11 protein-coding genes, 1 tRNA gene and 1 pseudogene are annotated in these 12,541 nt (G+C 57.4%); 3 read left to right on the top strand and 10 right to left on the bottom strand.

Annotation, left to right across the window (positions count from 1 at the left end):
* Nucleotides 1-95 precede the first annotated feature (95 nt).
* Complete coding sequence (locus AB4N91_RS06195; RefSeq protein WP_010456568.1) at nucleotides 96-1,019, bottom strand: LysR family transcriptional regulator; 924 nt, start codon at nucleotides 1,017-1,019, stop codon at nucleotides 96-98.
* A gap of 125 nt (nucleotides 1,020-1,144) precedes the next feature.
* Between AB4N91_RS06195 and AB4N91_RS06190 the strand changes: the two genes are divergently transcribed.
* On the top strand, nucleotides 1,145-1,891 hold the full coding sequence (locus AB4N91_RS06190) for a 3-oxoacyl-ACP reductase family protein (RefSeq protein WP_010456571.1): 747 nt from the start codon (nucleotides 1,145-1,147) through the stop codon (nucleotides 1,889-1,891).
* A gap of 119 nt (nucleotides 1,892-2,010) precedes the next feature.
* Here the strand turns inward: AB4N91_RS06190 and AB4N91_RS06185 are convergent, their stop codons facing one another.
* Complete coding sequence (locus AB4N91_RS06185) at nucleotides 2,011-2,706, bottom strand: HAD-IA family hydrolase (RefSeq protein WP_010456572.1); 696 nt, start codon at nucleotides 2,704-2,706, stop codon at nucleotides 2,011-2,013.
* Nucleotides 2,707-2,958: 252 nt separating this feature from the next.
* On the opposite strand from AB4N91_RS06185, the pseudogene AB4N91_RS06180 reads away from it, so the two are divergent.
* A pseudogene (locus AB4N91_RS06180) lies at nucleotides 2,959-7,815 on the top strand (RHS repeat-associated core domain-containing protein).
* 2 nt (nucleotides 7,816-7,817) lie between these two features.
* Nucleotides 7,818-8,213, top strand: a complete 396-nt coding sequence (locus tag AB4N91_RS06175; protein WP_049870748.1) for a hypothetical protein — start codon at nucleotides 7,818-7,820, stop codon at nucleotides 8,211-8,213.
* A gap of 57 nt (nucleotides 8,214-8,270) precedes the next feature.
* Here AB4N91_RS06175 and AB4N91_RS06170 read toward each other — a convergent pair whose 3' ends face one another.
* The 8 genes from AB4N91_RS06170 to AB4N91_RS06135 all read right to left on the bottom strand — a co-directional run bounded on the left by AB4N91_RS06170 (nucleotide 8,271) and on the right by AB4N91_RS06135 (nucleotide 12,431).
* Nucleotides 8,271-8,480 carry a hypothetical protein gene (locus AB4N91_RS06170; protein WP_042932678.1) on the bottom strand — a complete coding sequence of 70 codons (210 nt, stop codon included), beginning with the start codon at nucleotides 8,478-8,480 and terminating at the stop codon, nucleotides 8,271-8,273.
* Nucleotides 8,481-9,358: 878 nt separating this feature from the next.
* Complete coding sequence (locus tag AB4N91_RS06165; protein ID WP_460112188.1) at nucleotides 9,359-9,571, bottom strand: hypothetical protein; 213 nt, start codon at nucleotides 9,569-9,571, stop codon at nucleotides 9,359-9,361.
* A 106-nt stretch (nucleotides 9,572-9,677) separates the two neighbouring features.
* Nucleotides 9,678-9,860: a hypothetical protein gene (locus AB4N91_RS06160; RefSeq protein ID WP_010456579.1), complete on the bottom strand. Its 183-nt coding sequence runs from the start codon at nucleotides 9,858-9,860 to the stop codon at nucleotides 9,678-9,680.
* A 127-nt stretch (nucleotides 9,861-9,987) separates the two neighbouring features.
* Nucleotides 9,988-10,416, bottom strand: coding sequence for a glycine zipper domain-containing protein (locus AB4N91_RS06155; protein ID WP_010456581.1), 429 nt, complete (start codon nucleotides 10,414-10,416; stop codon nucleotides 9,988-9,990).
* A gap of 193 nt (nucleotides 10,417-10,609) precedes the next feature.
* The gene (locus AB4N91_RS06150) at nucleotides 10,610-10,981 is read right to left on the bottom strand and encodes a hypothetical protein (RefSeq protein WP_010456583.1); all 372 of its coding nucleotides are present in this window, start codon (nucleotides 10,979-10,981) and stop codon (nucleotides 10,610-10,612) included.
* A 337-nt stretch (nucleotides 10,982-11,318) separates the two neighbouring features.
* Nucleotides 11,319-11,504: a hypothetical protein gene (locus tag AB4N91_RS06145; RefSeq protein WP_010456584.1), complete on the bottom strand. Its 186-nt coding sequence runs from the start codon at nucleotides 11,502-11,504 to the stop codon at nucleotides 11,319-11,321.
* A gap of 187 nt (nucleotides 11,505-11,691) precedes the next feature.
* On the bottom strand, nucleotides 11,692-12,012 hold the full coding sequence (locus tag AB4N91_RS06140; protein ID WP_010456586.1) for a YbjQ family protein: 321 nt from the start codon (nucleotides 12,010-12,012) through the stop codon (nucleotides 11,692-11,694).
* Between the two features lie 329 nt (nucleotides 12,013-12,341).
* A tRNA-Ser gene (locus AB4N91_RS06135) sits at nucleotides 12,342-12,431 on the bottom strand.
* Nucleotides 12,432-12,541 lie beyond the last annotated feature (110 nt).

Genomic DNA, 12,541 nt, shown 5'->3' with positions numbered 1-12,541 from the left:
CCGCGTTATCGTTCATCGCGAGCAGGCTCGCATTGGATCTGTGTCATTCACAAATCCCCTGCTCGCGAAAGCAGCGACTCGGTCTCAAGCCAGGCTCAAACCGCACTGAACCGCTGCACCCACCCCCGCTCCGCAAACTGCTCAATAATGAAATCCACAAACGCCCGGGTCTTGCCCGGCAGCAGTTTGTGTTCCGCGTAATAGATAGAAATGTTGCCGTCGTCGACATACCAGTCCGGCAAAACCCGTTGTAACGTCCCGGCTTCCAGATACCCCACAGCAAACGGCATGCTCACCAACGCAATGCCCAACCCCTGCGCCGCCGTCGCACACGCCGCTTCCGAATCGCTCATGGTCATGCGCGCCTTCAGCGCCAGCGGGTTGTGTTGCTGAGTACGACTGGTCAATTGCCAGGAACGCACCCGACCGGTCTGTGGGGAGCGGATCAGGATGCCGTCGTGGTCCTTGAGTTGATCGGGCTCGACGATCACAGGCCGCGCCGCCAGATACTCCGCCGACGCCACCAGCACCCGATGCGCCGGCGTCAGCTTGCGCGCCACCACGCCTTGCGGCAGCTCAAATCCCCCACCAATCGCCGCATCGAAGCCCTGAGCAATCAGATCGACCTGCCGGTTGTCGAAATGCCAATCCGGGTTGATCGCCGGAAATCGCCGCAGAAACTCGCCCAGTAAGGGCACCACATATAAACGCCCGAACACCGTGCCCATGCTGACTTTCAGTGTTCCCGCTGGCCGACCCTCAGCGCTGGCGAGGTTGGCCACCGCATTCTGGATCGTGTGCAGGCTGGAACTGACTTCGCCGAGAAACAGGTGACCTGCCTCGGTCAGCGTCAGGCTTCGCGTGCTGCGCTGGAACAGCCGCACACCCAGCCGGGCCTCAAGCTTGGCAACACTTTTGCCCACCGCCGCCGGGGTCAGGCTCAAGCGTCGCGCGGCTTCGGCGAAGCTGCCAACCTCGGCGCTGCGCACGAAGCATTCGATACTGCTGAAGGTTTCCATAGGCGCCACTATAAACTTCTGGTTTACACAGACTATCGTAATTGCCGTCTACACAGCGTGTAATCCGCAATCAATACTAGGCTCCATCAACCGAGGCATCTCGCCTCGGGACTTCGGAGATCGTTATGACTACTCAGAACCTCAGCGGCAAAGTGGCTTTGATTCAAGGCGGGTCCCGCGGCATCGGCGCCGCCATTGTCAAACGCCTGGCTGCTGAAGGCGCAACCGTTGCCTTCACCTATGTCAGCTCCACGGCCAAAGCCGAAGCCTTGCAAGACAGCATCACCGGCAATGGCGGCAAAGCCCTCGCCATTAAGGCCGACAGCGCTGACGCCGAGGCCATTCGCCGCGCCGTGACCACCACCGTAGACACCTTTGGTCGCCTCGACATCCTCGTCAACAACGCCGGCGTGCTGGCCGTTGCGCCACTGGAGGATTTCAAACTCGAAGATTTCGACCAGACCCTGGCCATCAACGTGCGCAGCGTGTTCATCGCCACCCAGGCCGCCGCCAAACACATGACTGAAGGCGGTCGCATCATCAACATCGGCAGCACCAACGCCGACCGCATGCCCTTCGCCGGTGGCGGCCCTTACGCCATGAGCAAATCAGCGCTGGTAGGTCTGACCAAAGGCCTGGCCCGCGACCTCGGCCCGCGCGGCATCACCATCAACAACGTGCAACCGGGCCCGGTCGACACCGACATGAACCCGGCCGACGGTGACTTCGCTGACAGCCTGATCCCGCTGATGGCGGTGGGCCGTTACGGCACTTCCGAGGAAATCGCCAGCTTTGTGGCCTATCTGGTCGGGCCGGAAGCCGGTTACATCACAGGGGCGAGCCTGACCATCGACGGTGGTTTTGGCGCCTGATGCGCTAGACGCAATCACTATGTGGGGGCGAGTCTGCTCGCGAAAACGGTGCGTCAGGCGACATTGATGTCGTCTGACCTTCCGCTTTCGCGAGCAGGCTCGCTCCCACACTTTTTACTTCAAGCCCATTCGAGGGCTGGCAAACCACAAGCACTCGGCTTGAACGCCTTCAACGAACGAAGAATGCCATCGGCATGCGCATACTTTTCGTCAGCCATCGCCGCGTCGGGAATCGCAATCGCCGTCATCCCCGCCGCTTTCGCCGCCGTGACACCGAACGGCGAGTCTTCGAACACCAGGCAGTCTTCGGGCGCAACGCCCAGGCGCCGCGCCGCCGTGAGGAAGATGTCCGGCGCCGGTTTGGCCGCGCCCACTTCAGGGTCATCGGCCGTCACGACAAAGTCGAACAGCGCAAACCAATCGCGGTGCAAGGTGGTTTTCTGGCCGAACGACTGACGCGAAGAACTGGTGCCGACCGCGATCGGAATGTTGTTGGCTTTCAAGTGCCTGACCAGTTCCTCGGCGCCAGGCATCGCCAGCGCTTGCGGAAAACGCTCGCGCATCAGCGGTTCGCGGATCACCAGAAACTCTTCGGCGGTGATCGGCAGGTCGAGAGCCTCGACCACGTACCGCGCCAGATCACCCGCGCCACGGCCGATGATGTTCTGTTTGATGCTCCAGTCGAAGACCCGACCGTAGCGCTCGGCAATCATGGACGTGACCTCGGTATAAATGCCCTCGGTGTCCAGCAGCAAGCCGTCCATATCAAAAATCACGGCCTTGATCGGGCCGTATTCATTCAGCGGTGCATTCATCGCATCTGATCCGTTTTCTAATGACATCCCAGAGGCGGCTCAGGTGCGGCCGGGTCCGTGATCGATTAAAGGATTCAGCAGCATAGCGAGCGCGGCGGCCATCGAGCAACGGGCAATCCCTGACAGATACAAAAAGTGCTCGTCGTCATTTAGCGATTTTCCCTACATAAAACGCCTCCTTTCCCGACTTCTTTACCCGTTGATCCCAAGCAAAGTCCCGCGCTCAAACTTGATCTGCGCGAGGGACTGCGAATGTTCGTACCTGACAAGGTACTGGCCTTGAATAACGCCATCGGCCTGTTGGTGGTTGCCGCCATGGACCCCGAGCGGCCGGATGTCGAAGCGCTGTTCGCTGACTTCCGGCTTTGCCTCAATGACTACGACGCCTGGGCCGAAAGTTTCTGGACCGGCAAGGCGCTGGATATCGAGCAGGTGTTCAAGGTGGGGCACGACGTTCGCCTGGTCGCGCCGAAAAACTCCACCACCCCTGTCAGCTCGACCGTCGCCGCATGCCCGGCAGCGGGTCCCCTGACCCTCGTGCACATGTTCGACGCTGCGCGGTTCGTGCCGATCGGCAACACACCGGTGATGCTTGAGCCTTTGAACGCTGACGGTACGTTCGGCAAACCGGTTTATGACGAGATCGGCCCTAGCGGCATCCTCGAAATCCGCGAGTGCGAACGCAGCCTGCGTTATCGCATCACCTTCTTCCCGAATGTTTCCGCTGAGCATGTCAAAGCGCTTTATGCCTCCTATCAAGGCGTCATCAGCGGTCTGGAAGGCTGGCTGCGTAACGAGTGGACGACCGAATTCGAACCCTCATGGGCCGAGTTCGCCGAGGCCGGTTTCATCAAGCGTTACGGCCAGCTGCAACAGGCCGACTGGCGCGGTTTCGAGAATTCGCTGAACGGGTTGTGGGATGACGTGAAGCAGATTTACGCGCTGTTCGCGGACCTGCAAGCCAACAGTGAAAAACTCCTTGAGTACCTGACCGAAACCGAACTTGAAACGCTGCTGGAGGCTTCAGCGGAATCCATCGCCAACCTGTTGCTGGTGTTGAGTGATGAGCCGCTGATGTTCATTCATCTGGCGGCGATCACCAGTTGGCTGAGGATGTTGCCGCCGCAGTTCATCGCCGAAGTCGTGGCGCAGATTCGCACAGGCATATTGATCGGCTTCCTGCTGGCGCGCTTCACAGGCCCTGCCGGGTTGAAGCTCGGCATCAGCGCCAAGGTGCTGGACAAGGTCAAATCCGAGCGCGCGCGCAAATGGCTGGCTGCCGCGAGCCTGAGGTTGGCCGAGCTCGGCACCCAGTCCGACCTGACGACCCACGCGGGCGTACTCAAACCCCTTGCGGTCAATGTCCGAAATGCTCCGCTAAACCCCGCACCCGCCGTGCCGTTGCAGATCAACCTGGGCACTGCGCCGGTTCTGACAGTGCAGAATCCAGTCGCCATCGCTCGCGACAAATCCGCAGCCATGACCCGATTGGGTCGGCAGGAGCACCGTGACGACGTTCCCGATCAAGCGAAAAATCCCAACGGCGATAGTGCCGATTGCGGGCTGCTGACCTGCACCAACGGTTGCCCGGTGTCGATGGTCACCGGCGAAGAATTGCTGACACTGGACGATGGATCGCTTAACGGTTTGCTGCCTTTCGCGTTTACCCGGTTGTACCGAACCAGCGCCGTGGAAATGGATTGCGGGCTGGGTTGGGGCTGGAGTCATTCGCTGGCGCATCGCCTGGAGCTGGACGCAGAACAGGTCGTCTGGACCGACCATGAAAACCGTCGCACGACGTTTCCACTGCCCGGTCTTTCGCGTCCGGCGATTCATAACAGCCTGTCCCGCTCGGCCATTTATCTCGGAAACAAACCCGAGGAGCTGATTGTTGCGCTGGCGGGTGAGTCTCCACGGTTCTATCACTTTGAGAATGGTCGCCTGACGTCCATCAGTGATGCCTACGACAACCGGCTGCATATCACCCGCGACCGTCAGGATCGCATTCAACGCGTCGATAACGGCGCGGGACGTTCACTGCTGTTGCGTTACGAGCGCCGGCACATCGTTACGGTCGAGTATCAGTCGTTTCATCCCGCCGACGGGTTGGTGGACGCCTGGCGTAGAGAGCAAACGCTGATTGCCTACCGCTACGACGCCCGTCACCGCCTGATCGAAGCGACCAATGCTGCCGGCGAAAGCGAGCGGTACGACTACGACGACCAACATGTGATTCTCCAGCGGCAACTGGCCGGTGGGGCCAGCTTCTTCTGGGAGTGGGAAAGGTCTGGCAAGGCGGCCAGATGTGTCAGGCATTGGGCGACTTTTTCGCAGATGGATACGCGATATGCCTGGGATGACGACGGCGCAGTGCTGGTTAAAAACGCCGATGGCAGCGAAGAAGTTTACGTCCATGACGATAAGGCGCGATTGGTGCGCCGGGTTGAGCCGGATGGCGCAGAGCATCTCAATGCCTACGACGACCAGGGCCGTTTGACGAATGAGTGCAGTCCGTCAGGGGCAATCACTCAATATCGCTACGACGAGGTCGGGCGGCTGATCGCGCTGATTCCACCGGAAGACGAGCCAACGTCCTACGAATATCGCTACGGTTTCCTGCATGCGCGATATCGCGGTAAAGCGGTGTGGAAATACCAACGCAATGCTCAGGGGGATGTCACCGAGGCCATCGATCCCGACGGCCACATCACTCACTACCACTACGATGCTCAAGGCCGGCTACTGTCTATCCGTTACCCGGACACCAGCCGTCATGTGTTCGTGTGGAATGCCATCGGGCAACTGGTCGAAGAGACGTTGCCAGACGGCAGTCAGCGGCGGTTTTCCTACGATGTATCGGGTCGTCAGATTGCCCGTCAGGACGAACATGGTGCCGTCACTCAATACCAATGGGACGCCGTTGGCCGACTGATCCAGACGGTTCTTCCTACAGGCGCCAGCCGCGCCTTCAGTTACAACGCCTACGGCAAAATCACCGCCGAACGCGATGAACTGGGGCGGGTCACCCGTTTTTAATACGACGATGACCTGCATCTGGTCAGCCGCCGAATCAATCCCGACGGCACGCAGCTGCGTTATCGCTACGACAACGCACGGCTGCTCCTGACGGAAATTGAAAACGAATCCGGCGAACGCTATCGACTGGACTACACACCTGGCGGATTGATCCGACAGGAAACCGGCTTTGACGGCCGTCGCACAGCGTACGCCTACGACCTCAACGGCCATCTGCTGGAAAAAACCGAATTCGGTGATGACGGCTCGCAGCTGTTTACGAGTTACCAACGGGATACGGCCGGACGCCTGCTGGTCAAAAACCTGCCCGATGGCGTCAACGTCGAATATCGCTATGACAGCCTCGGTCGATTGGTCAGCGTCGATGACGGCCACGACCATCCGCTGGAGTTCGCGTACGACAAGCAAAACCGCCTGATCACCGAACATCAAGGTTGGGGCACGCTGCGCTACGGCTACGACGCTTGCGGCAAGCTCAACCATCTGCGTCTGCCGGACAACAGCCAACTCGACTATCACCACGCCAAGGGCGGTGCGCTGACAGCCATCGACCTTAACGGCACACGACTTACAAGCCACACGTATAAAGCCGACCGCGAACTGCAACGTCAGCAAGGCATGTTGTCGAGCCGGTACGACTACGATGAACAGGGTCGCCTGAAAGCTCACGCTATCAGCCAACCCCAGCATCCGCTGTATCGGCGCGACTATACCTACAGCGCCAACGGCAATCTCGAACACATCGCCGACACCCGTCATGGCCAACGCAGCTATCAATACGATCCGCTTGACCGCCTGATCCGCGTCCGCCACTCCCGCGACCAGCAGCCCGAAAGTTTCGCCCATGACCCCGCCGGCAACCTGTTGATGCAGGACCGGCCAGGCCCAGCCACCCTCAAAGGCAATCGCCTGCTGATGCAGGGCGATCGCCATTTCGACTACGACGCCTTCGGCAACCTGATCCGCGAGCGCCGCGGCGCCGCCCAAAAACTCGTCACCGAGTACCGCTACGACTGCCAGCATCGATTAATCGGCGTCACCCTGCCGAACGGCAACACCGCCAGCTACCGCTACGATGCCTTCGGCCGCCGCATCTGTAAAACCGTCGACGGCCACATCACCGAGTACTTCTGGCAGGGCGACAACCTCGTTGCCGAAAGTGGCCGCGAACATTACCGCAGCTATGTCTACGAACCCGGCACCTTCCGCCCGCTGGCCATGCTCGACGGCAAAGGCCCGCACCAGGCCTGCCCGTTCTACTACCAACTCGACCACCTCGGCACACCACAAGAACTCACCGACTACAGCGGCGACATTATCTGGGCCGCCCAATACACAGCCTATGGCCGCCTGACACGCCTGAATCGCGATACCCATCAGGTTCTGGATCAGCCATTGAGGTTTCAGGGGCAGTATTACGATGCGGAGACGGGACTGCATTACAACCGGCACCGGTACTACAACCCGGATCTGGGACGGTATCTGACGCCGGATCCGAGTAAGTTGGCGGGTGGGTTAAACGGATATCAGTACACGCGCAATCCAACGGGGTGGGTTGATCCGTTGGGGTTGAATGATTGCCCTGGAGGGGACGGGTGCAAGAGGCCTTCGTTTGGGGATGAGGATCCGGCGGGGAAGGTGAAGGTTGATGAGGGGGAGCCCGGCGTTCCATCGCCTAAACCAAAAAAACGTTATTTATATCGCGGAGATTCACGGGAATCGTGGGAGATATTTGAAGCCGGCTTTGAGCCTTTGGGAGACAGCATGGACCTTTACTTACACGCATTGGACAACCGAAGCCCTCCCAGTTTTTTTGTCAGCACCTCAACTTCGGAAAAGGAAGCTATAAAATTTGCAACGGGTTATGGATATGAAGACGGGTTCGTCTATGTAATAAAAAACATTCGTGGGATAGATGTGAATAAAAAACTTGGCATAATTTCGCCTCATAGAGGTGAGGTTGAAATAGCTTTGCCTGGCGGAGTAGACAGTCGAGACATTCTAGGTGTCACCCCCGTCAATGCCGATGGCAGCTATAAGGGCTACTCAACCCCTAACCCACGCAGGAAGTGATCGTGAGCAAATCAATAGAAATATTCATAAACACCTGCGGAGTCACCGAGAAAGTTTTAATCGAATGCGACCGAAGAAATTTGACGTTAGTTTTCACAATGAAAAATGGATTAAGAAAAACATACACAGCTCACGATCTTTATGAATGTTTTGGCCTTCTACGAGCCGATTTTCCAGAGATAAAATTTCTATGCAAAGGCGCTAAACTCAACGTTCATCCCTCGCGCATGGCATCACAAATGGCAGGTGGCATAGTGGCGTACGAACTTCATATGGGACTGCCAACTGTAGCTGAGGACGTGGTTAATATCTTCGCCTTCGAAGAACAAGACATCACAACTGACATTCAGCAACAAAGGGATTTCTACAAGCGTTGGCTCGCATCGATCGTGCACTAGCAGGGGCCTGGCAGCAGTCACTTTTAATAGTGCCGCTCAATCGACGAATGATTTTTTTCAAATTGGCTCACCGGACGCATCGTCACCGGCAATATCCGGGTCTTCAGGGGTGGCTTCAACGTCGCCACGTTTCACGTCATCAGTGGGCAATTGCTCTTCCGCAGTGTTGTCGTCCGGCGGACGTTGATCGCGACTCAAGGAATCGGTGGGCCAAGGCAGCGGGTATTCAGGGGTGTCGTCATCGTCGACTTTCAGATCAGCATTTATAAAGCACCTCTCGAAGGGCCTGAAAAACAGGCCCTGAAATTTCGAGAGCTGGGCAATGCTTGCGTTCGATCAGTGAGACGATCGGTCGATAGCACATCAACGCCGGTCAATCCTCGTCTTCTTCATCTTCTTCGACTCGACGTTTCCCTCATCCCAGCGTCATCGAAGTCGTTGAGCGGGACCGTTGCTTCATCCATCAACGATCCCGGATCTTCGTTGCCGGGGTCATTGATGAACGGAAGCCCACTCGGGCTAAGGCGACAGATTTATTTATGCCGGATGGCAGCTACAAGGGCTACTCAACTCCCAACCCACGCAGGAAGTGATCGCGAACAAAACAATAGAAATATCCATAAACTCCTGCGGAGTCACTGAGAAAAGAACCTGGATTAACCGCCGGAACCACTCGTCCCCCCACCAGCACCACCCGTCCCTCCTCCCGCACTTCCCGAACTCCCACCACTCCCACCACCGCTCATCCCGGAACCACCAGAGCTACCGGATCCTCCAGACCCACTCCCAGAACCACTCCCCATCGAACTTCCACCACTCATCGACCCGCTTCCCGCTCCCGGGCTGGTGCTACTCCCGCTCGCATCACCCGCATTCCCACCACCAATGGAGCCAGGCGGCAACGCCTTCCCGTCTCCAGAACCCGCGTTCATTTCAGTAGACGGCGGCATCCCGCCCTTATCGACCGGTGCATCGTTGCCGGAAGACTGAGCAAACGCCGCCATTGAACTGATCGACAACACGCTGCTCACCGTCAGGACCATCAATGTTGACCTGATCATGGTGCATCTCCTCTAAAAAGGTGCGTACCTGATTTCTGGCAGCATTGGCTTTTTAAAGGTGCCGCTCAATCGACGAATGGCTTTTCAGCTGGGCTCACCGGAGCCATCGTTACCGGCAATATCCGGGTCATCGGGGGTGGCCTCAACATCGCCACGCTTCACATCATCAGCCGGCACCTGCTCAACCGCAGTGTCGTCGTCCGGCGGACGTTGATCGCGACTCAGGGAATCGGTGGGCGAAGGCAGCGGGTATTCAGGGGTGTCGTCGTCATCGTCGACTTTCGGATCAGCATTCATAAAGCACCTCTCGAAGGGCCTGAAAAGCAGGCCCTGAAATTTCGAGGGCTGGACAATGCTTGCGTTCGATCAGTGAGACGATCGGTCGATAGCACATCAACGCCGGTCAATCGTCGTCTTCTTCCTCTTCTTCGTACTCGACGTTTCCCACATCCCCAGCGTCATCGGAGTCGTTGAGCGGGACCGTTGCATCATCCATCAAAGAACCTGGATCTTCGTTGCCGGGGTCATTGATGAACGGAAGCCCACTTGGGCCTTTTTCTTCCTTGCCTTCGGTTTCAGGAGTCATGGCAGTCCTCGCGACGTTGGGGGTGTATGACGTTCGAGGCGGCTTGCGACCAAACGTTCCGGGGACTACCAGGCAGATACGAAAAAACCCGGCCTGGGCCGGGTTTCTGATATCACTCGATGTCGAATCAGTGATGTTTATTCTTGTGTTTGTTTTTGTGCTTATTCTTATGACCGCCTCCAGAATGGGAGCCGCCGTTGTCGTTGCCGAGGTTGTTGCCGACCGCACCACCCGCTGCGCCACCCAGGCCTGCGCCAATGGTCGAACCGGTAGAACCGCCGAGGCTATTGCCGATCACGGAACCGCCTGCCGAACCTAACCCACCACCAATCGCGGCCTCTGTGCGACTGCCCTTGTTCGCGCCAACAGCGCTGCCCGCAGCACCGCCAACGCCGGCGCCAATCGCTGCGCCTGTGCTGCCGCCCATTTGCTGACCCACTACGTTACCCAGTGCGCCGCCAAGACCGCCACCAACTGCAGCAGTGCCATCACCGGCAGCCATTGCACCTTGAGCGACCAAAAGTCCCAGAAACAACGTGGACAATGTCAAACGCATGATATGAACCTCAAATTCCGCATCGGGGGTAAGAGTACGCATTGCGGATGGGCGTGAGTCTAGCACCTGCACTCACTGAATCCGGCCAGCGATGAAGGTTGGACATCTGCAAATTCAAAGTCTGTGAAAAACGAAACATCCAGATACGAAAAGCCCGGCATTTAGCCGGGCTTTTCGAGGTTATCGCTCAGGATCAGTGACGCTTGTGACCTTTGGCCAGATTGCTGCCCACGCCGCCGCCCAATGCGCCGCCCAAGCCTGCACCAATGGTCGAACCAGTCTTGCCGCCCAGGCTGTTGCCGATCACCGAACCACCGGCCGCACCGACGCCGCCACCAATGGCCGCTTTGGTGCGGCTGCCTTTACGTGCTGCCACGGCACTGCCGGCTGCGCCCGCAACACCCGCGCCGATTGCCGCGCCGGTGCTGCCACCCATGCTCTGGCCGACCACGTTACCCAACGCACCACCCAGACCACCACCGATCGCAGCAGTGCCATCACCGGCAGCCATCGCACCTTGAGTCACCAGAAGTCCCAGAACCAGAGCAGGCAGTGTTAAACGCATGACGAAAAACCTCAAAAATAGGGAATACCGAAAAGCCGGGGATTGAATGCTTTCGAGGAGGAAACGTCCACACAAAATCCGCCGCTCCTCGCAATTGGCGACGTTTGGACAGCTTTTATGGAAAAGGTTTTATGACAGGCAAAAAAAAGCCCGCTGGGGAACGGGCTAGGGTACTGCTTTCTAACGGATGAGCTGAGACTACGTACTTGGGTGTGAAAACTTTGTGAAAAAACATCAACAGAAAATTCTCGCTTGTCGGTCGACCATTTTTTGGGGTGTCGAGCCCCTCTAAAAATAAAAAAACCCCACTCATTGGCGGGGTTTGTCCGTTTGACCATTACTTCCTGGATGTCACTCGTTTTGGCAAAAACTTCGACCTGAGCACCTTGGTTGCCGCGGATCTGACTTTGCTGGTTTCGACCTGATCTTCACCGAAGCTCGCCACATACTCCGTCTGGCCACACTGCACGCAATTGTTGATTGGAAATTCTGCCCCGTCGTCTTCGATATACGGATCAGTCATAGCGCTTCCCCTCTCAAAGCGGGATCGATACCGGCAAGCCCTATTGCCTGAAAAATATCGACCACCAAGGCTTTTGAGACTAGCCGGTCATTACCAGACTTGTAGTTCAGATCTCCGCATGCCCGACGAATGGACCCCGCCGTTTCCTACAAAATCAGCTGGCGATCAAACAGATTCATTCCGTCACTCACCTCAACTTGACCGCCGTCCCGGTTACAAACACCACGACCATCCCACCCTTGCCGGCCGGCATGCTGATCTCAAAATCGAGCCCCACCACCGCATCCGCCTGAAGCGCCCGCGCCCGCTCCTTGATCTCGTCGGTCGCCTGAATCCGCGCTTCCTTCAACGCCCGCTCCAGCGTCTGGGAACGCCCACCGAAGAAATCCCGCATGCCGGCGAACACGTCGCGAATAACGTTGACGCCCTGCACCGACTCGGCGCTGACGATGTCCAGATAGGCGGTGATTTGGCGGCCTTCGATGGCGTGGGTTGTGGTGGTGATCATGGGGATTCCTTCTTCATAGAGGCGCGCATTATTCCTCTGCGGCCAATCGTTGAAAACAAAAAGCCCAGCAACGGCTGGGCTTCGATAATCAGGTATCACAGTTCTTCAGGCATATTTACAGAGTCAAAGAAGCTTGCCGTCGGAAGCCCCCATCCGCTTGGCGCTCCTGCGTTACTTCCCACACGCCTTTCACTATTCCTACACCATTTTCAGAAGCGACTTCGCTTATTCGCTTGAGCCAACAACGGTGCCATGATTCAAATACTAACGCCAGAAACCACAAAACCCCTGATTTCTCTCGAAATCAGGGGTTCTGGTTACATCGAATTTGGCGGTGAAGGAGAGATTCGAACTCTCGATACAATTTCTTGTATACACACTTTCCAGGCGTGCTCCTTAAGCCACTCGGACACTTCACCGTATATCTTCAAACATGTTCTGTCTGTCGAGGCGCGCTAATGTAGTCGAAAGCTTTTCTGATGGCAAACTTTTTTTGCAGAATTTTCATGCGCTTAGCGTTTCAGTCGTT

The organism is Pseudomonas sp. H3_D04, assembly GCF_054669175.1.
The sequence above is the reverse complement of the archived record's forward strand: the minus strand, read 5'-3'. Positions and strand labels throughout refer to the sequence as shown.